Origin of the sequence: Flavobacterium nitrogenifigens (genome assembly GCF_003254565.1) — a bacterium.
Classification (GTDB): domain Bacteria; phylum Bacteroidota; class Bacteroidia; order Flavobacteriales; family Flavobacteriaceae; genus Flavobacterium; species Flavobacterium nitrogenifigens.
Genome location: NZ_QJRI01000181.1, coordinates 126,322 through 147,201, shown reverse-complemented (window position 1 = coordinate 147,201; position 20,880 = coordinate 126,322). Strand labels below are relative to the sequence as shown.

Annotated in this window: 16 protein-coding genes and 1 pseudogene; 9 read left to right on the top strand and 8 right to left on the bottom strand. The window is 33.6% G+C overall.

Annotated elements, in window-relative coordinates:
- Positions 1-31: 31 nt before the first annotated feature.
- Positions 32-2,404: a penicillin-binding protein 1C gene (pbpC, locus tag DM397_RS20670; protein ID WP_111379629.1), complete on the top strand. Its 2,373-nt coding sequence runs from the start codon at positions 32-34 to the stop codon at positions 2,402-2,404.
- Positions 2,405-2,410: 6 nt separating this feature from the next.
- Here the strand turns inward: pbpC and DM397_RS20665 are convergent, their stop codons facing one another.
- From DM397_RS20665 to DM397_RS20655, 3 genes are all read right to left on the bottom strand, one after another.
- Positions 2,411-3,199, bottom strand: a complete 789-nt coding sequence (locus DM397_RS20665) for a hypothetical protein (protein ID WP_111379382.1) — start codon at positions 3,197-3,199, stop codon at positions 2,411-2,413.
- A 101-nt stretch (positions 3,200-3,300) separates the two neighbouring features.
- On the bottom strand, positions 3,301-4,845 hold the full coding sequence (locus DM397_RS20660; RefSeq protein ID WP_066032867.1) for an Rne/Rng family ribonuclease: 1,545 nt from the start codon (positions 4,843-4,845) through the stop codon (positions 3,301-3,303).
- Between the two features lie 380 nt (positions 4,846-5,225).
- Positions 5,226-5,516: an HU family DNA-binding protein gene (locus DM397_RS20655; protein WP_007805026.1), complete on the bottom strand. Its 291-nt coding sequence runs from the start codon at positions 5,514-5,516 to the stop codon at positions 5,226-5,228.
- Between the two features lie 140 nt (positions 5,517-5,656).
- Here DM397_RS20655 and mutY point away from each other — a divergent pair, with 140 nt between their 5' ends.
- The 4 genes from mutY to gldD are packed head-to-tail and all read left to right on the top strand — an operon-like array spanning position 5,657 to position 9,062.
- Positions 5,657-6,703 carry an A/G-specific adenine glycosylase gene (mutY, locus tag DM397_RS20650; RefSeq protein ID WP_111379380.1) on the top strand — a complete coding sequence of 349 codons (1,047 nt, stop codon included), beginning with the start codon at positions 5,657-5,659 and terminating at the stop codon, positions 6,701-6,703.
- A 36-nt stretch (positions 6,704-6,739) separates the two neighbouring features.
- Complete coding sequence (locus tag DM397_RS20645) at positions 6,740-7,177, top strand: single-stranded DNA-binding protein (protein ID WP_095928033.1); 438 nt, start codon at positions 6,740-6,742, stop codon at positions 7,175-7,177.
- A 26-nt stretch (positions 7,178-7,203) separates the two neighbouring features.
- On the top strand, positions 7,204-8,499 hold the full coding sequence (locus tag DM397_RS20640) for a gliding motility-associated protein GldE (RefSeq protein ID WP_111379378.1): 1,296 nt from the start codon (positions 7,204-7,206) through the stop codon (positions 8,497-8,499).
- 2 nt (positions 8,500-8,501) lie between these two features.
- On the top strand, positions 8,502-9,062 hold the full coding sequence (gene gldD, locus DM397_RS20635) for a gliding motility lipoprotein GldD (RefSeq protein WP_066032864.1): 561 nt from the start codon (positions 8,502-8,504) through the stop codon (positions 9,060-9,062).
- Between the two features lie 749 nt (positions 9,063-9,811).
- On the opposite strand, the gene DM397_RS20630 is transcribed toward gldD, so the two are convergent.
- Positions 9,812-10,189, bottom strand: a complete 378-nt coding sequence (locus DM397_RS20630) for a heavy-metal-associated domain-containing protein (protein WP_111379377.1) — start codon at positions 10,187-10,189, stop codon at positions 9,812-9,814.
- A 102-nt stretch (positions 10,190-10,291) separates the two neighbouring features.
- Here DM397_RS20630 and DM397_RS20625 point away from each other — a divergent pair, with 102 nt between their 5' ends.
- Positions 10,292-11,158 (top strand): DMT family transporter, encoded by an 867-nt coding sequence (locus DM397_RS20625; RefSeq protein ID WP_111379375.1) that lies wholly within the window; start codon positions 10,292-10,294, stop codon positions 11,156-11,158.
- Positions 11,159-11,315: 157 nt separating this feature from the next.
- Here DM397_RS20625 and DM397_RS20620 read toward each other — a convergent pair whose 3' ends face one another.
- Together DM397_RS20620 and DM397_RS20615 are read right to left on the bottom strand one after the other, a co-directional pair.
- Positions 11,316-13,364, bottom strand: a complete 2,049-nt coding sequence (locus DM397_RS20620; RefSeq protein ID WP_185957082.1) for a M16 family metallopeptidase — start codon at positions 13,362-13,364, stop codon at positions 11,316-11,318.
- A gap of 12 nt (positions 13,365-13,376) precedes the next feature.
- Positions 13,377-14,700 (bottom strand): annotated as a pseudogene (locus tag DM397_RS20615) (M16 family metallopeptidase).
- A gap of 273 nt (positions 14,701-14,973) precedes the next feature.
- On the opposite strand from DM397_RS20615, the gene rplU reads away from it, so the two are divergent.
- From rplU to DM397_RS20600, 3 genes are all read left to right on the top strand, one after another.
- Positions 14,974-15,417, top strand: coding sequence for a 50S ribosomal protein L21 (gene rplU / locus DM397_RS20610; protein WP_008466656.1), 444 nt, complete (start codon positions 14,974-14,976; stop codon positions 15,415-15,417).
- 24 nt (positions 15,418-15,441) lie between these two features.
- Positions 15,442-15,696, top strand: coding sequence for a 50S ribosomal protein L27 (gene rpmA / locus DM397_RS20605; protein ID WP_111379372.1), 255 nt, complete (start codon positions 15,442-15,444; stop codon positions 15,694-15,696).
- 147 nt (positions 15,697-15,843) lie between these two features.
- Positions 15,844-17,139 (top strand): hypothetical protein, encoded by a 1,296-nt coding sequence (locus DM397_RS20600; protein WP_239457888.1) that lies wholly within the window; start codon positions 15,844-15,846, stop codon positions 17,137-17,139.
- 248 nt (positions 17,140-17,387) lie between these two features.
- Here the strand turns inward: DM397_RS20600 and DM397_RS20595 are convergent, their stop codons facing one another.
- Entirely contained in the window at positions 17,388-20,147 is a 2,760-nt protein-coding gene (locus DM397_RS20595; RefSeq protein WP_111379368.1) for an AsmA-like C-terminal region-containing protein, read from the bottom strand.
- Between the two features lie 53 nt (positions 20,148-20,200).
- Positions 20,201-20,782, bottom strand: a complete 582-nt coding sequence (miaE, locus tag DM397_RS20590) for a tRNA-(ms[2]io[6]A)-hydroxylase (RefSeq protein ID WP_111379367.1) — start codon at positions 20,780-20,782, stop codon at positions 20,201-20,203.
- Positions 20,783-20,880: the final 98 nt, after the last annotated feature.

The following is a 20,880-nucleotide window of genomic DNA, read 5'->3' as shown; positions in this document are numbered from 1 at the left end:
ATTCGTGAATTCGTGGCGAAAAAAAATAATATTGAAAAATAAACTAAAAGAGTTTATCCAACGCATTCTAAATTGGATAAAAAGAAACAAAATAAAATCAGCAATTGCATTTCTGCTCTTGCTGATTTACTATTTTTCGATACCTCGAACTTTATTCAAAGAACCATATTCAACCGTAATAGAAAGTAAAGAAGGAGAATTGCTCGGAGCTAAAATTGCCCGTGACGGACAATGGCGTTTTCCCGCGCAAGACAGCGTTCCTGATAAATTCAAGAAATGCATTGTGTATTTTGAAGACGAATATTTCTATAAACATCCAGGTTTCAATCCAGGCGCTATGATCAATGCTTTTAAACAGAACAGAAAAGCAGGTAAAGTTGTTCGAGGCGGAAGTACTTTAACGCAACAAGTAATCAGACTTTCCCGAAAAGGAAAAAACAGAACCTATTTCGAAAAAATAATAGAAATTATTCTCGCTACAAGATTAGAATTAGGATATTCTAAAAACGAGATTCTCGAAATGTATGCAGCACATGCGCCTTTTGGAGGAAATGTTGTGGGATTGGAAATGGCTTCGTGGCGTTATTTTGGCGTTCAGTCTAATCAATTATCATGGGCTGAAAATGCAGTTTTAGCTGTTTTGCCCAATGCGCCAAGTTTAATTTATCCAGGAAAAAATCAGATAAAATTACTCAACAAACGAAATCGGCTTTTGTTGAAACTTCATCAAGAAGGTATTATCGACAAACAGACGTATGAACTTTCCGTAGAAGAGCCATTACCTCAAAAACCGTACGATCTGCCTCAAATTGCACCTCATTTATTGCAGAGAGTGGCTAAAAATGAAGAAGGAACAAGAGTAAAAACTACAATTGATTATGCGCTTCAAAATCGTGTTAATCAAATCGCGAGATATTATTACAATCAGTATAAGCAGAATGAAGTGCATAATCTGGCTATTTTGGTTATTGATGTTCAGAATAGAAATGTGATGAGTTATGTTGGAAATTCTCCAGCAGATGCAGATCATCAAAAAGATGTTGATATTATTGATGCGCCAAGAAGTACAGGAAGTATTCTCAAACCGCTTTTGTATGGGGCAATGCTTGACGATGGTGAATTGCTTCCAAATACTTTAGTTGCCGATATTCCAACACAGATTTCAGGATATACGCCTCAGAACTTTAATTTAACTTTTGACGGAGCTGTTCCCGCACATCGTGCTTTGTCACGTTCGCTGAATATTCCTGCGGTTTTGATGCTTCAGGAATTTACTGTAAACAAATTTTATGAAGAATTACAGAAGTTTAAATTAAAGAACATTAATAAAACACCCGATCATTACGGTTTATCGCTTATTTTAGGAGGAGCAGAAAGTAATTTGTGGGATTTATGCCGAACGTACGCGAATCTTTCATCTACGGTCAATTATTACACAAGAAATAAAGGGCAATATAGAACCAACGAGTTTACAGAACTCAACTATAAAAACGATTTTAAGCCCGATTTTGGCTCCGAAACCGATCAGAAGAATATTCTGGGTGCAGGATCAATTTGGTTGACCTACAACGCAATGGAAGAGGTAAATAGGCCCGAAGGAGACGAAGCTTGGAAATTTTATGACAGTTCACTTAAAATTGCATGGAAAACGGGAACCAGTTTCGGAAATCGTGACGCTTGGGCTATTGGAACAAACTCAAGATATGTAGTTGGAATTTGGGTTGGAAATGCAACTGGAGAAGGAAGGCCAACTTTGACAGGAGTAACCAGTGCCGCGCCAATTTTATTTGATGTTTTTAATTTGCTGCCAAGACAAAGATGGTTTGATACGCCATATAATGATTTAGCAGAAGTTGAGGTTTGCCGTTTAAGTGGTTATTTGGCAAAAGACAACTGTCCGAAAATCAAACAATGGGTTACTAAAAAAGGTAAATCGACTAAAGTTTGTCCTTATCACAGAACCATTCATTTGGATAAAACAGAGCAGTTTCAGGTAAACAGCAGTTGCGAAAGTGTAGATAATATTGTGACTAAAAACTGGTTTGTACTGCCTCCTGTTATGGCGTGGTATTACAAAAGCCAGCATATAGAATATTTGCCATTACCACCATTTAAAGAAGGTTGTGAGGGAACGCAAACCACGACAATGGATTTTATTTATCCAAAAGCTAACAGTAAAATCTACTTAACAAAGGATTTTAATAGCGATGTGCAGCCCGTAATTTTAAAAGTAGCTTATTCTGAAAGGGATAAAGAATTGTTTTGGTATGTTGATGATGTTTATAAGGCTACGACAAAAACTTTTCATGAACTGCCAATTACTCCGACAACAGGAGTGCATTATATCACAGTTGTAGATGCTTCTGGAAATGAAATTAGAAGGAAAATTGAAATTGTGAGATAAATAAGTTTATTGTATCATATTGAACTTTTGATAAGCTTTTTCATTATTTGTCAGACGTAAAGTAAATGAAGCAGTAAAGCCTTTATATACAGGTATTTTTTCATTATTGTATGGAAAGGAATATCCAATACCTAAATCAAATATATTTAAAAAAGTAACTCCGCCTATAGCGTATGCATTTTTATGAGAACTTCCTGTTTTTATAAATAGCAGTTCTTTGCTATATGATAAATGTATATCTGGAAGACCATAATAATTTCCGTTATAACTATTTGTAATTCCAAAACCTGTTCCTAAGAATAATTTATTTTCTGATTTACAGTTAAGGCAAAACTCCAAACCACCTGTCAGAAGACTTTTATTGGCTATTTTATAATCAATGTAAAAAATAGGTAATTCAGGAACTTTAAATACTTTATTTTTTTCTTCTCTATAGTTAAATTCTCTTGTCTCAAGATTTCCGTTTTCGCTAAACCATTCCGCTTTTCCTATAAGATATTTTGCGTCAAAATCTTTCGAATAGCCCTTAAATTGGATTTTATTGTTACTTAAATAGTAATCGTTAATTACAAAAAGAGAATCAGTGTTCTTTATCTTGTAACCTGTGGCATCTTTTGTCTTTATTTTGTAAGGTTTAATTCTGTAGTATGTGGCAGTTTTTTTGCTAGTTGTTTTCCAGTTTTTATCAAAAAAGATGGTATCATTTTGAGATGACATTTTTGAATTACATAGAAATAGAACAAAAAAAAGGTAAAATAAAACTTTGAAATTTGGCTTAAAGATATTTAAAAGCATTATAGCATAATTTAGTTTGTAAAAGTAGGAAAAATAGCAAGATTGAATGGTGTTTAGCACAAAAAAAACCGCCAATCTTTCGAAAGGCGGTTTGATGTTTTTTATTCTGTAATAACATTTCCCTTTTTGTCGTAGAAATGGTATTCTAAATACGTGTAAGCGTCACGAGGTATGATTTTCACCCATTTCTTATGTTCAAAAAACCATTTTGAACGTAATGATGGAAAACCTTTGCTGAGGTATGCAGCCACAAACGGATGTGTGTTAAGTACAACCTTGTTGTGGGTTTTTAAAAGTCTTTCTAAATCAGCGGTGATCTTATCAATGATTAAAATTGGAGCTTCAATTTCACCATTATGTTTGTTAGGATCTTCCTCTCTGGTTTTGATATTCACTTCTGGTCTTACGCGCTGTCTTGTAATTTGGACCAAACCAAATTTACTTGGCGGTAATATTTTATGTTTTGCTTTATCGTCGCTCATTTCTTCTCGCAAGAAGTCGAACAAAACTTTCCTATTTTCAGGATTAGACATATCGATAAAATCAACTACGATTATTCCGCCCATATCTCGCAGACGTAATTGTCTTGCGATTTCTGCTGCGGCAATCATATTCACTTCCATGGCTGTGTCTTCTTGGTTGGTCGCTTTATTAGAACGGTTTCCGCTGTTTACGTCTATAACGTGAAGAGCTTCAGTGTGTTCTATAATAAGATAAGCACCTTTGCTCATGGAAACAGTTCGGCCAAATGAAGTCTTGATTTGTCTCTCTATATTGTATTTCTCGAAAATTGGGGTGTCATTTGATTGATAAAACTTAACAATCGATTGTTTTGAAGGTGCAATTTCTTGCAGATATTCCTTCGTTTGATGGTACAACTCTTCATCATCTATTTGAATACCACTGAAGGTATCGTTGAATACATCTCTTAATATCGAAGAAGCTCTGTTAAGCTCTCCTAATACTTTTGATGGATGATGAGCAGTTGGTAATTTTTTACACATTGCAGACCATCTGCCTAGCAGGTTCTGCAAATCTTTTTCTAATTCGGCTACGTTTTTGCCTTCGGCTACTGTACGAACAATAACACCAAATCCTTTAGGTTTGATCGATAGAACAAGTTTTTTTAGACGATCCTTTTCTTTTTTGTCTTCTATTTTTTGAGAAATAGAAACACGATCAGAGAAAGGAACTAGAACGATAAATCTTCCAGCCAATGAAAGCTCAGCACTTATTCTTGGGCCTTTGGTTGATATAGGTTCTTTAACTACTTGAACTAAGACAGATTGATTGGCACTTAAAATATCAGTAATGATGCCATCTTTGTCAATCTCTTTTTCAAACTGAAAGGTTTTTAGGGAGAAATCTTTTAATTTACCTGCGCTTACAAGTTTTATGAATTTCAGCTGAGAAGCTAGATTTGGACCCAAATCGTGATAATGTAAAAAGGCATCTTTTTCGAAACCTACATTTACAAAAGCAGCATTTAGTCCAGCAACTGGTTTTCTGATTTTGGCAATAAAAATATCACCAACCTGAAAGTTGCTTTTTTCTTCTTCTTTGTGTAATTCAATTAGTTTTCCATCTTTTAATAAGGCAAAATCTACTGCATCAGAACTAGATCTAATGATTAATTCTTTATTCACACTGTAAATTTTTATCCAGACTTTTAGTTTCAGGTTTTAAGTTTCAAGTTTCAAGTTTTACAACTCATAACTCAACACTCATAACTCATAACTGAATTGTAAGGATGGATTAAACAATATTTTTAACAGGTATTAACCCGGTGAAAACTAGCTGGCAGTTTGCAGTTCTAAGTAATCAGTAGACTGAAGACTAAAAACTGATGACTGAATACTAATTTTCAATTTCAATGAACGTTTAAAAAGAAAAAAGTAGTTTAAAACTACTTTTTCTTTTTGTGGCGGTTAGCTCTCGCTCTTTTTTTACGTTTGTGAGTCGCTACCTTATGTCTCTTTCTTTTTTTACCACTTGGCATATTGTGTCAGATTTATGTTAATTAATATTATTTTGCTTCGTTGTTAGTTTTAACTCCCTCTACAAAAACTTTTGCAGGTTTAAACGCAGGAATGTTGTGTGCTGGAATTTTAATAGTAGTGTTTTTAGAAATGTTTCTTCCAGTCTTTTCAGCTCTAGTTTTAACGATAAAACTACCGAAACCTCTTAAGTATACATTGTCTCCAGTTTCTAAAGAAGTCTTAACTTCTTCCATAAAAGTTTCTACTGTTGCTTGAACGTCTCCTTTTTCAAGACCTAGTTTCTCTGAAATCTTCGCTACGATATCTGCTTTCGTCATTTTCTTTCCTATTTTATTTTATAAATGGTGTACTATTTTTTTGAGTTTGCAAATATAGGAATTAAAAAAATAATTAATCAAGCTAATTCGTTAAATTTTAATTACATAAACATTTACTTTTGCAATCTAAGTATTTTGCAATGGAATTTTCTAACATATTGATAAAATGGTATTTACAGAACAAGCGTGATTTACCGTGGCGAAAAACGGTCGATCCGTATCAAATTTGGCTCTCAGAAATTATGCTTCAGCAGACCAGAGTTGTGCAAGGAATGCCTTACTTTTTCTCATTTACCAAGGAATTTCCTACTGTAAAACATTTGGCAGATGCTCCCGAAGAGAAGGTTTTGAAACTTTGGCAAGGCTTAGGATATTATTCTCGTGCGCGAAATCTTCATAAAACGGCTCAATATATAAGTAATGATTTAAGTGGAGTTTTTCCAGATTCTTATAAAGAGCTTCTAAAACTTAAAGGAGTAGGCGAGTACACTGCAGCTGCGATAGCTTCTTTTTCTTATAACGAACCAGTTCCTGTTGTAGATGGAAATGTGTTTCGGGTATTGTCTCGTTATTTTGATATTGAATCGGATATTGCGCTTCCTGCAACTAAAAAAGAATTTACAGCTTTGGCGCAAGAATTAATGCCAAAAGATAATCCTGCTATCTTCAATCAAGCGATAATGGAATTTGGAGCATTGCAGTGTGTTCCTAAAAGTCCCGATTGTTCTGTTTGTGTTTTTAGCGAAAGCTGCGCTGCATTACAAAAAGGAAAAGTAAATGCACTTCCTGTTAAATCTAAAAAACTTAAAGTAACCAATCGTTATTTCAATTATTTGATTTTAGAAGATGTTTTAGGAAATACATTAATTCAGAAAAGAACTCAAAAAGGAATCTGGCATAATTTATACGAGTTTCCGTTGCTGGAAACAGAATCAATTGTTGGTTTTAATGAAGTTTCCAAAAAAGCAAAAGAAGAAATTTTTTCAGAATACACTATTATAAGTATAGAAGATTGCAGTGAATCGACTATTGTACATAAACTTTCACACCAGCATCTGCACATTCAATTCTGGAAAATTAAAGTACAGGAGAAAATTGAAAACGGAATTGATTCACAAAAAATAAAAACTTTTCCTTTTCCTATTGTGATATATAATTTTATAGAAAAGCAAGAAATAAATTGCTAAAAAAATGTATCTTTGGGAGAAATACTACCAAAAACTATGAACGGAACATTAAATAAAGTGATGCTTATTGGCCATTTAGGCGATGATGTAAAGATGCATTATTTTGATGGAGGAAATTGCATCGGACGTTTTCAATTGGCTACCAATGAGGTGTATATCAATAAAACGACCAATGAAAAGATTACTTCTACAGAATGGCATAATTTGGTTGTGCGTAATAAAGCCGCAGAGATTTGCGAAAAATATCTTTCTAAAGGAGACAAAATTTATGTCGAGGGAAGAATAAAATCGCGTCAGTGGCAGACAGAAGATGGAACGACAAAATATACTACAGAAATTCAGGTTACAGAGTTTACTTTTCTGACTACCAAAAAAGAAACTGCCTATACAAAACAAAACCAGGATACAGAGTCGGCAAAAAACACTAACTTTGATGCTCCTGAAGGGCTTCCTATTAATGATCTGCCCTTCTAAGTGATGTTTAACTAATTTTATGCAATTTGGACCCAGAGCCCAGTTTACTTTTTTCTACCAATCTTGACGCTAATTTAATTATTGGTTTCGTCGGAATATTTATTTTGTTATTTCTTTCAGCAATCGTTTCAGGTGCTGAAGTTGCTCTTTTTTCTTTATCACAGCAAGATATCGACAATTCTTTAAACGATAATCCTGCAAAAGGAAAAATTATTTCAAATTTATTAGAAAAGCCTAAAAAGCTTCTCGCAACTTTATTGGTTGCCAATAATTTCTTTAATATAGGCGTAGTAATCCTGTTTGCTTATATAGGGCAGAATATTTTTGCCAATGTAGGTTCGCCAGCTTTTAAATTTACGCTCGAAGTAATCCTGGTTACTTTCCTGATTTTATTATTTGGCGAAGTGCTTCCTAAGGTTTATGCAAGCAGAAATAGCGTTCGCTTTGCTAAACGTGTCGCTTATCCGCTGGCATTCTTAGATAAAGTGCTTACTCCAATCAGTTTGCCAATGCGTGCCGTTACCATATATTTTCAAAACAAATTAGGAAAGCAAAAAAGTAATTTTTCTGTCAATCAACTTTCTCAGGCATTGGAACTTACAGATTCGGAAGGGACTTCAACAGAAGAACAGAAAATCCTTGAAGGAATTGTTTCTTTCGGAAATACAGATACAAAGCAGGTAATGAGTCCGAGAATTGATATTTTTGCATTGGAAATATCAGAAACATTCGCAGAAATTTATCCTAAAATAATTGAAACAGGATTTTCAAGAATTCCAGTTTATCGAGATAATATCGATCAGATTGAAGGCGTGCTTTTCGTAAAAGATTTATTGCCTCATATTGATAAAGAAGAATTTGATTGGACTTCTTTGATCAGAGAAGCGTTCTTTGTTCCTGAGAATAAAAAGCTGGATAATCTATTGAAGGATTTTCAGAGTTTAAAAAGCCATCTTGCAATCGTAGTTGACGAATATGGCGGAACTTCTGGATTGGTTTCTTTAGAAGATGTTATCGAGGAAATCGTTGGTGATATTAGTGATGAATTTGATGATGAAAATCTGAATTTCTCGCAAATAGATGAAAATAATTTTCTTTTTGAAGGAAAAATAAACCTGAAAGATTTCTACAGAATTGTAGATGTTGACGAAGATGTTTTTGAAGCCCACAAAGGAGAAGCTGAAACATTGGCTGGATTTATTCTAGAGATTTTAGGCAATTTTCCTAAAAAAGATCAAAAAGTGCCTTTTGAAAACTGTATTTTCACTATAGAAACAGTAGATAAAAAGCGTGTAAAACAAATAAAAGTAACTATAAAATAAAAATGCTTAATAAAATACTTTCAATAACAGCAATTTTGCTTGCGCTTACGGTTATAAGCTGTAAAAATGATGTTCTGCCTAAACCAGCGAGTTTCCTGCGATTAGATTATCCAGAAGCAAAATATGTGAATTTTGAAAACACTTGTCCGTTCACTTTTCAAATGAATGAAGACGCTATTATAAAAGGCGAAAAAGAATGCGGTTTTGCAATCACATATCCAAAGATGAAAGCGACCATTTATTTGACTTATAAGCCAGTAAACGGCAATATTGATAAATTACTACGCGACGCTCAAAAACTAACGTACGAGCACGTTATTAAAGCCGATGATATTCTGGAACAACCATATTTAAATCCTCAGAAAAAGGTTTACGGAATGTTTTACCAAGTTGACGGAAACGCAGCGACAAATTCTCAGTTTTACGTTACCGACAGCACAAAACACTTTTTAATTGGTTCGATGTATTTTTACGCAAAACCAAATTTTGATTCGATTATGCCAGCTGCGAGTTATGTTAAAAATGATATGCAGCGTTTGATGGAAACGTTGAAATGGAAATAAAAATTAAAAGGATCCAATTTGGATCCTTTTTTATTGCAATTTTTTTTTTTTTTTTTTTTTTCATTCTTTATTGGGTCTCATTCCGTAGGAATGTTTCGTTGGTAGAAAAAAAATGTAATCAGATATTTACGTTCCGTAGGAACGTTTGATATGCAGAATTGTCAAAAAAAATGTCAAAACCAGACGTTCCTACGGAACGTAAAAAACCATGATAATATAATTTTCTACCAACGAAATGTTCCTACGGAACATTGCAGAGTAAAATAAAAAGGCTGTTTCAATTTTTGAAACAGTCTTTTTATTTCGTTGAATCCGCGCAATCATTACATCAAGAATCTGCCATTGTCGCATTTATATATATGAGTTATCTGGTTGTTCTCTTTGTAAATATAATAAAGCACATTATTTTCTGTCACTTTTTTTAACGATCTGTTTTGGGTTTACTGTTGAGGGCACGGATTGTAAATCCGCGCTACCGAAATTGTTTTTGATTAGTTCATGTCTACAACCATGTATAATTATTCCGTAGGAATATCTCGTCGGTAGAAAAAAGATAATATTGTGTCGCATCGTGTCCTGTAGGGACACCTGATTTTTAGAAAAATCTAATATGTTTAGCAAACGTTCCTACGGAACGTATAATCATAATTCAAATTTAATTCTGCTACCAACCAGACATTCCTACGGAATGATTTTTACAAAAAAAAGCACTCAAATTTGAGTGCCTTTTGAATTTATTAATTTCGAATTTAAGACTTAAAATTCGAAACTTTATATGTCTTTCCATCTCCAGTTTCTTGAACCACTTTTGTTAAAGACTCTGAGTTTTGGATTGTCTTGTCAAAACTTACAGTTGCAGTTTTTTTGTCAAAATCAACCGTTGCTTTTTCAACTCCGTCAAGGTTTGCTAATTCTTCTTCGATGGTTTTAGCGCATCCAACGGCGCACGTCATTCCGTCAATTGTGAAACTTGCAGTTTGAAGATTTTCAGCAGCGATTGGTTTGTGTTCTTTTGGAGCACTTTTTTCTTTGTTTACGACTTCAAGACTTTTGTCTTCTGCTTTTTTACAGCCAACGAACACTAAACCAGCGATTGCTGCAGCGAATAAGATTTTTGAAATTTTCATTATATATTAAATTTTAGATTGCTAATTACTTGTTTGCAAAATTAATAAAAAGAGAGCCGTCAGTTCGTAAAATAATTACAAATTTGCAGTAAAATGCAATTTATGGAAACAAAACAGTTAAAGTGGATTTACTTAGCGATTCTTTCTCTTATCTGGGGAAGCTCTTTTATTCTGATAAAAAAAGGATTGATAGGTTTAAGCGCTGTTCAAGTAGGGTCGTTCCGAATTATTTTTGCTGCTTTGTTTTTGCTGATTGTAGGTTTTAACAGTCTGAAAAAGATTTCGCGCCGTCAATGGAAATATGTTGCTATAACTTCACTTTTTGGGACTTTTATACCAGCGTATCTTTTTGCCATTGCAGAAACTCAGGTAAATAGTTCTATTGTGGCGATTTTAAATTCGTTGACGCCTTTAAATACTTTAGTTTTAGGAATTATAGCGTTTGGGATTCAGTTTCAAAAACGACAGGTTTTAGGTGTTTTTGTTGGGCTTATGGGCTGTCTGCTTTTGGTTTTAAGCGGAGATTCTTCGAGCGGAACTCAAAACTATTTATATGTTTTATTGGTTGTTGTAGCAACGCTTAGTTACGCCATCAACGTAAATCTGATTAAAAAATATCTTCACGATTTAAATTCTGTAAGCATTACAACAGGAAATTTTGCGGTTTTGCTTTTGCCGGCATTAATCATTTTAAGTACAACCGATATTAGCCAGAAAATACATTTTGCAGAAACGCAGCATTCTATACTTTTTGTAGCTATTCTTGGGATTTTAGGGACTGGAATCGCCAATATTCTTTTCTTTAAGCTGATTCAAATGTCATCGCCAGTTTTTGCCACATCAGTAACATATTTAATTCCAATCGTTGCATTCTTCTGGGGATTGCTAGATAACGAATTCTTGACGCCAATTCAATCTGTTGGTGCTTTTATTATTTTGATTGGGGTTTATTTATCGGCGAAAAAATGATTTTTTGAGTTATGAATTATAAGTTATGAATTATGAGTGAGCTTCTACTTCGCTCAATCTGACAAGACTTAGTAAATAAAAAAAGGCTTTGTCAAAGTTTCAAACTTTGACAAAGCCTTAAAATCTTAGATGCTTAGTACCTCAGAACCTTAGCGTCTTAAAGAAAATCTTTCTCAGAAACCCCTTCGTTAATTTTAATATCAGACATTTTAATATCCAATTCAAAGCCAACATTCTGAACTAAGTTAAAAGGAACTTTAACGCCTTTTACTTCTTTATAATCGTTGAAGTTAGTGATTTGTTCAACTGATTTTCCAGCTTGTTCACGAACTTTAGATTCAGCAGTTTTTAAGCCCGATTTAACATCATAGTAATATTTTGTTTTGCCGTCTTTAATTACATAAGCATCGCTTCCATTGATTGGTTCAATTCCTTCCACTCTAAGGTCGGTTCTTTTTGCAAGCTGCAGTTCTTCAAAAGGAGCGGCATTCGCTTTCATTTCGGCTAAATCATCTCCTTCAAGGTTTTTTCTTTGGCCTTGTTGTTCAACGTAAGCGCCTTTTTCATTAACCACCTGTTTCATTAAATTCATAGTTCCCATAGAAAGTGAAACCATCATTTTTCCTCTTGAATCTAATTTAGATGTAAAAGTCAATGGAGTAGGAGCTTGTGGAATTGTTGTTGAGCCATTCATATATAATGTTTTTACGGCTGTAACTGCTTGTTCTCCACCAATGGCTTTAATGTAGTTTTCAAAAACTGCTTTTGCACTGATATCTTTTGGAGCTTCTTTTTTAGTTGAAGGTTTTTCAACAGGATTTCCGTATTTGTCGAAATATGAAATCGGAATTTGCAGTTTTTCTAAACCAGGAAGTACATCAGAACCTTTTCCGACAATGACAATTCGCATATTGTCCAATAAAAAGTATTTGTTGGCAACACGATAAATATCGTCAGCAGTAACATTATTGATGGTTTGAATGTATTTTTCGTAGAAATCAGCAGGAAGTTTTTCTGTTTCAATGTTTAAAGCATAACGAGCAACTGCCTGAGGTTTTTCAACCTGCATTACAAATCTTCCGATATATCCCGCTTTTACGTTTCTTAAAACTTCTGGATCAACTCTTTCGGTTCTAATTCGTTTAATTTCTTTTACAAACTGAACAACAGCACTATCTGTAACCGTATTTCTAACAGCCGAAGAAGCTTTAAATTTAGTTACATATTTTCCGCTTCCGATACTTGAATTTGCACCGTAAGTCCATGCGTGCTGCTCACGAAGATTCATGTTTAGATAACTATTAAAATCGCCACCCAAAATTTGATTGGCAATAACCGCTGGAAAAAAATCAGGATCGCTCATTCTTAAATTCAGAGTATTTACTAATGAAATTTCAGATTGAACGGCATTTGGAACGTCAACAAAATCTATTTGTAAGTTCGAAACATTCGTCGGATTTGGATAAGTGTTTTTTGGTGCTGCTTGCTTTTTCCATCCACTGAAAAGTTTTTCAACAGCTGTTTTTACATCTTTAAATTTGACGTCTCCAATAACCACCAAATAAGCATTTTCTGGAACAAAATAAGTGTTGTAATTGTTTTGAACGTCAGCAAGTGTAACATTTTTTACTGTCTCTTCAGAAAGATATTCTCCATTAGGATGATTTTTTCCAAAAGCTAAAACGTCGACCACTCTGTTTGAAATGGCAGGAACACTTTTTTCGTCCGCCTTTAAACCTTCTAAAAGTTTTGCTTTTTCTTTGTCAAATTCTGTCTGAGTAAAATTTGGCTGTAATGCTCCTTCTGCCAAAAGTTCTAAAACGCGTCCAGAATATTTTGATAATGTACTTGCGTAAGCGCCTTGAGAAGTAAAGTTGATATTAGCTCCGTAAAAATCAATTTCTTCGTTAAAAGCCTCTTTGGTTGTTTTTTTAGTTCCGTTTCCAATTAGACTGCTGGTCAGTTCATCAACCCCTTTTTTGTTGCCTTCAGTAAATGGAGCATTATCCAGAGTAAGTGTGTAGCTCACTCTAGGTAATTTGTGGTTTTCAACAACCAAAACTTTCATGCCGTTTGATAAAACAAAGGTCTGAGGTTTTTTGATGTTGACTACTGGGGCATTTCCTGGTTTGGGTTGTGGACGATCTTGTGCTTGCATAATTCCAGTTAGGAAAGTAAGGATTAAAAAAGTATATATTTTTTTCATGATTCGATATTCTTAGTTTTGAGATTTGGCTGTCGGAATATAATCTAAAATCAAACGCTGATTCGGGTTCAAATACTTCTTGGCAACTTCTCTGATTTCTTCTCTCGTAATAGAATGATAGATGTCGATTTCAGTATTGATTAAGTTGACATCGCCGTAAAGTAAATAATACGAAGCAAGATTTTCTGCAATTCCTTCTACGCTTGCATTGGCATTTACGTAATTATTATCGAATTTGTTCTGTAATTTTTCGTAATCTTTTTCAGAAATAAGATCAGTTTGAATTTTTACAATTTCCTCATCCATTTCTTTTAAAATATCATTAATTGTGTATGGTGCCATTGGAAGGCCGTAAAGAATATACGTTCCATAATCTTCTTGGCTAAATCCAACTGCGCCAATTTGTAGCGCCATTTTTTTGTCGTCAACTATTTTTTTTGTAAAGTTTAGAGCTTTTACCGTCACTTAAATAAGAGGAAATTAAGTCTAAAACTCTTGCATCTCTTGTTTTCATTGAAGGCGTTCTGTATGAAGCAACAATCATTGGGATCTGAATGTTCGGATCTTCATAAGTAGCTTTAATGGTTTTTGTGATTGGCTCTTCTGTAAAAGTCTGTTTTTTAACTTCTTCGCCTTTTGGAATTGGTCCAAAATATTTCTGAATCCATTCTTTTGTTTTTGTTTTTTCAAAATCCCCAGCCACAACCAAAACAGCATTGTTTGGCGTATAGAATTTTTTGTTGAATGCCTGAAATTCTTCAAGAGTTGCGGCATCCAGATCTTTCATAGAACCAATAGTGGTCCATCTGTAAGGGTGGTTTTTGAACATGTTTTTCTTAACCTCTGCTAGAATATTTCCATACGGCTGATTGTCGTAACGCATTCTTTTTTCTTCTTTTACAACTTCGTTTTGTGTGTCAACGCCTACCTTATTAATAATAGGATGCATTAACCTTTCAGACTCCATCCATAAGCCTAATTCTAAACTGTTAGAAGGAAAAACTTCATAATAATACGTTCTGTCATCAGATGTGTTAGCATTGTTAACTCCTCCATTTGCAGTAACGATTTTCATCCATTCTCCACGTTTTATATTTTGAGTTCCTTCAAATAATAAATGCTCAAAAAAGTGCGCAAAACCTGTTCGATCAGGACGTTCATCTTTTGATCCAACATGATACATTACCGATGTGATAACAACGGGAGCAGACGGATCATTATGTAAAATGACATGCAAACCATTGTCTAAATCGTATTCTTCAAAAGCTACTTTTTGGGCATAAGCCACTCCGCCAAGCATTAATGCAGCACTTAACATCATTATTGATTTTTTCATAAAGATTAATAATTTTAAAATATCAACAATAGTAGGTAGACAAGAGTTGATTTTGGTTACATCAAAAATAGTTTTTTTTAGTTATGAATTGCAGAATAGTTTTTAAATAAATACTATTTTAACAATCTTTTACTTTAAATTAATTTTGTTTTCTGCATGGAACTGCTTGAAAAACAAGGTTTTTTTGAGTGAAAATATTTTTGCTTTTATGGGTTGCATAGTAAATTATTAGTTGTATATTTGCAACCTTAAAATTCAATAAATCAATTTGATATGTATGCAATCGTAGAGATAGCAGGGCAACAATTTAAAGTAAGCAAAGACTTAAAGGTTTATGTTCACCGTTTGGCTAATGAAGAAGGTTCAAAAGTTTCTTTTGACAAAGTTCTTTTATTAGATGACAATGGAAATGTAACTTTAGGCGCCCCAGCTATAGAAGGTGCTTCAGTAGAAGCTAAAGTGTTACAACACTTAAAAGGTGATAAAGTTATCGTTTTCAAAAAGAAAAGAAGAAAAGGATACAAAAAAAGAAATGGTCACAGACAATATCTTACACAAATTGTAATTGAAGGTATTACTGCAGCAGGAGGAACTAAAAAAGCAGCGGCTAAAAAAGCGGTTGTAGCAGAAGATGCAGCAGCTACTGAAGAAGTAGAAGCAGCTCCAAAAGCAAAAAAAGCAGCTCCAAAAGCAAAAAAAGAGACTACTAAAGAATAATAACAATATTTAAACTCATACGTCATGGCTCACAAGAAAGGTGTCGGTAGTTCGAAGAATGGTAGAGAATCAGAATCAAAACGTCTAGGCGTTAAGATTTATGGTGGTCAAGCTGCTATTGCTGGTAACATCATCGTTAGACAAAGAGGTTCAAAACACAATCCAGGTGAAAACGTTTACATTAGTAAAGATCACACTCTTCACGCAAGAGTTGCTGGAGTTGTTAAGTTCCAAAAGAAAAGAGATAACAAATCTTATGTATCTATTATTCCATTCTAGGCATAATAATCATAGATTACTTTTTATAGAAAACCCGTTCTGAAAAGAGCGGGTTTTTTATTTTTAGCTTTGTATGGTTTATCAAAAAACTCACATTTGTAAGTCTGCGGATAAATGAATATCTTCAAACTCTTTAAATGTTATAAGTTGAAAAAAATATTCTTATTTGCCCTTTTATTCTGTATAAGCACTTACGGTAAAGTTGTGTCAGATAGTATTGCTATTCATTTGAGCGCGCTAGACAATAAGCAGAAAAATGTACTGTATGAATTTGAAGTTCTAAAAAAGAATGGCTTTAATACAGATCGGTTTTGGAACGCGCATAAAAATGAGTTTCCTAGTCTATCTGATAAACTAAGAGATGAATTAGCAAAAGAGGTTTTCCTAAATTCAGATATTATTTATACTCCACAAAAAGATTCTGCTGTGCAATTGTGGATGCAGACTCGATTGTTGACCAATTGGATGTTTTATCTTTCTGCATTTATTGCTATTTGTGCTGTTGTTGCTTTGTTTAAAAAATATTGGAGCCTGCTCATTCAGTTTTTAGTTCGTCATGTTGCTCCAGTATTAAAAATTTTGTTTTCGCCAGTTCTATTAACTCTTGAATTGCTTTTAATTGGTGTAGCGTGCATCATTTATGGTTGTATGGTTGAAGAATTTGTGTTTCGAACTGTAATTATACATTTGGGTTTGTTTTTATTGTGGAGCCAGTCTACAGCTTTGTTTACAAAAGAATATTGGATTAAAAGATATGTTTATGAAATAGAAAACAACTTTTGGGGTAAGGATTCTTGGGAAACCATAAAAACAATATGTTTTCCAGCTTTTATAGTTACACTTGCACTTTTATATGTGTTGTATAAAGTTCCTTCCGATGTTTTTTATAATTACGAAGTGGTTTTATCAGGAATTGCAGCGGTTTATGCTTTGCCTTTCTGGCGTACTTTAGAAAAGTATATCTATCCTGTTTTATTTCCTTTTTATAAAGAAGATGATAGAGATAGAAGTGTCAATTCTCTAGCGGCCTGTACTGTTGTTGCGGTTGTTGTCACGATAGTATTGGCACTGCAAGAAAGCCTTATTTTTTATAATATTATCCCAGCTCTAATAAGTTTATTGATTTTGTCATTTTTAATTTTATCATTAAAAATGAATCATAAGCATAGTTTGAGAAACTATTGTTTTGTACAATTTGTTACATTTCTTTTTCTCATCGCTGTTTTTATATATGGTTTTAATCTTCAATTAAACGAAGTAATCTGGTTTGCAATTATAGGATCAACTCTTTATGTAATAATAAAGTATATGGAGATTTTTTCTTTTTTCTCAGATTGGAAAAGAGGAAAAGGCTGGGCTTGGAAACTGCTTGGTTTAGCTTTGTTGTTATGGTTGATGGGGAAGGGAATTTTGTATTTTTCTAAGATGTTATTTGAGGCTTAGTTAAAGCTTTCTGTTTATGTGCTTTTTGATATGTTTTTTCTAATAGTAGACCTGACAGGTTTTTAAAACCTGTCAGGTCTGATTTAGATTATGGAATTTCTTTTAAGATTTTATGGTGAGAATTGCTTCGTTAGTCGAATGAGAAGATTGCAAAAAAAACCTTTGACAAAGTGCAAAACTTTGACAAAGGTTGATATGTTGAGATCCAGTTTGGAATTTGGAATTTTGTTGATTGGAATTTAAAATTTTTATTCCTCACTATCCTTAGTTTCTTCTAAATCTTCCGTTTTCTTACCTACTTTTACTTTTGGATTGTCCTGCGTTCCGGTAACAGTTAATGGAATTCCGAAAATACCAAAAGGGGGCAATCCTAAACGCATTTTTAGGTTTAATTTTCCATTTAGGCTTGTTGTTCCTTCAATTCTTGGTCTAAAGCCAGCAAACTTAAATTTAAAGCGTTCTACAGTTATAATATTGTTCTTAACCGTTGTTTTGATATCTACTTTAGAAAGATCTGGATTTTTCATAGATTCAGAGTTGGTCTGTTTGCTCACAGCATTAAACATTTTCAAACCTCTTACTTTTACATCTTTTACAGAAAGAGTTCCGCCTCCAACAAGCGAAGGGTAAACAGGGTCCATGTTTGCATTTAAACGGCCTTTAAGCTGATAATCTAATGAAACAATTCCTTGTGCTTTCTCTGCGGCGCTTGCCATTTTTCTGAAAACTTCAATCTCGTTATACGCTCTTTTTATATCAAAATCGGTTGCTTTGATGGCGTAATCAAAATTGGCCTTTTTAGTTGTAACTGCTTGATAATTGGCGTTCATTGTAACCTTGCATCCAATTAGGTCAAAGCCTGTATTTTGCATGGTCAATTTACCTTTATTCATGCTTAAGTTTCCAACAGCATTTTGAAGATTTAGTTTGTCAAAATTTACTTTTTGCGCATTAGCCGTAAAGTTTAAATTCAGATTTGTAGGAATGATAATCACGCCAGTTTGTGTGTTTTCTGGTTTTGTCTCTGTTTTTGGCTTAGTAGTTTCTGTTACTGAAGTTCCTGGAGCGGTTTCCGACATAAATTCGTCAACGTTGATATATCTTGATGTAACTTTAAAAGAGCCTTTTAAAACGCCTGTATTGGTCATTACATAATTGAAAACGTTCTGTAAATACCCATTCAATTTAAAATCAGATTGCCCGTAAGCGGCTAAAAAATTATTGAATGACATTTTATCCTGATTGATTTTAAATATGCCTTCTTTAATGATAAATTTCTTCGGAAGATATTCAGATGTAATTCCGATATTTCTTAATTCGAGTGTTCCTTTATTATTTAATTTGCTGTAATTCCCTTTTTCGGCATCGCTTTGTTTTCCTTTTAAAGATACGTCAGCTTTTACAAAACCATCAAGATCAAGACCTTTTTGCGAGAAAACTCTATAAATTCTGCTAATGTCCAATTCGCCTTTAGCTTTTACATCATAACTCAAATCGTCAAAATTGCTTAAGTTGGCCTGTACAAAGACAGGTTTCCCTTCAAAGGTAAATTGTGTTGGCTCTAGGTTTACTTTCAGGTCGGCAAATGTTCCTTTTTGGTTTTCGATTTTCGATTTAATCGTAATATCGGTAATTGGGTTTGGATAATATGGTGTTTTTAAATATCCATTTTCCAAATTAAGAACTCCATTTGTAATAGGAAAACGCTTGTTCTTTTGGTCAAATACCCCATTTGCTTTTACATCGCCCGTCAAAGTTCCTTTTAATTCTATATCTGGAATTCCAAGAGCTTTAAGTAGTTTTTCAAGATCGATTTTGGCTTTAAAATCAGCATTAATATCTGGCGTGTTTACACCTTTAACCAAGAATTTCGATTTTAAATAATCCTGATTGATGTTTAGCGATAAGTTTTTAGCATCAACAATTACCAAATCTGGATTTAACGAAGGAACCGTTGTTTTGACGTCTAAGTTTAAGTTTGAAACTGGAAATGCGCTTTTGTTATAATTAACAAAACCGTCAGTTACTTTTATGTCCAAATCCAAGTCAGGAGCGATGTTTTCAGAAGTAATATATTTACCTTTTAAAGTCAGCAGCAGATTGGTGTTTCCTTTTAATTCTGTTTTAGAAAGCCAAGTAATATATTTTGGAGGTAAGGCTGTAAAAACATCATAAAGCTTGCTGTTATTAGATTTAATAACAAAATCCATGTTGTATCCGTCCTTTAGAAAATCAAATTTACCTTTAAAATCTACCAGAAGCTGATTGATTTTAAGGTTGTTCTGCTGAAAAAAGAAAGAAAGCGAGTTGATGTTTACTTTTGTAATTAAGTCGGCATCAACCTTTTTGTTCATTAAATACGGTTCATCTTCATAAACGATATTTAATTTTTCGATGTTTGCTTTAGAATATAGATCAAAAACAGCTTTGTTTAAATCTCCTTTTCCTAAATAATTAAAACCGAATGCGTCAAAATGAACTTTAGTCGATTTGTCATCATAAACAATTTTACTGTTTAAAATCTCGATTCGTTCCAATTTAAGCGCCGTGTCGCTGCTGTCTTTATCTTTAGAAGCTTGTTCTTGTGATTTATAAATGTTATAATTCGCTTCTCCTTCCGGATTTACTTTTACGTTTATAAAAGAATCTGATAAATAAATTTGATCAATTTTTACTGATTTGCTGAAAATTAGACTTGCCACATTTATTCCGAAAGAAACCTCTTTTGCAGTAATGAATTTTTCGTTCGTATACGGAGCTGAACCGTTCAGGCTTAGGTTGTCTAAGGTTAAAGTAAGCGAAGGGAAATGATGAAAAAACGACACCGAAACATCAGAATAATTCAATTCTGCACTTAACCTTTCGTTGGCAGTTTTCTTTATTTGCTCTTTAATCTGATCCTCAAAGACGATAGGCGTTAAAAATAATAATCCTATGATAACTGCGAAAGTTATACCGGTATACTTCGCAATTTTAAAAACGATTGATCTCGATTTACTTTTTTGCATAGCGAATTGTGGGTTTTTTAAATAAAAAAATAGAGTTGATAAAAAAGCGTAATTTATCCGTGAACGGTTTCTTGTTTACCATAATTGGTAATGATAGAACCTTCATATTCAATCCATTCCTTCCAGCGTTTATCGATATCTATATTGTCTTGATATTTTCTGGCAAATCCTAAAAATGTAGTGTAATGTCCTGCTTCAGAAATCATTAAATCGCGGTAGAATTTAGCTAATTCTTCATCTTTGATGTTTTCTGAAAGTACTTTAAAACGTTCACAGCTTCTAGCTTCAATCATTGCAGAGAATAATAATCGGTCGCAAAGAGCATCTCTTCGGCTTCCGTCTTTTTTCATGAATTTAAAAAGCTCATTTACATAATGATCTTTTCGTTCACGACCTAAAGTAAGTCCGCGTTGTTTTATAATGTTGTGAACCATCTGAAAATGTTCCAGTTCTTCTCTGGCAATTTCAAGCATTTCGGTTACCAATTCTTCGATTTCAGAGTTGTAAGTCACGATACTAATCGCGTTTGAAGCCGCTTTTTGCTCGCACCAAGCATGATCCGTTAAAATTTCTTCGATATTTGATTCAACGATATTTACCCAGCGAGGGTCTGTAGCTAATTTTAATCCCAACATAATTTCCCAGCATTTAGATTTTGCAAAATTAGTGTTTTTTTGCGACCGAATTTCAGGAAATTGGGTGCAAATCCGCGGAAAAAAGCATTATTTTGTAA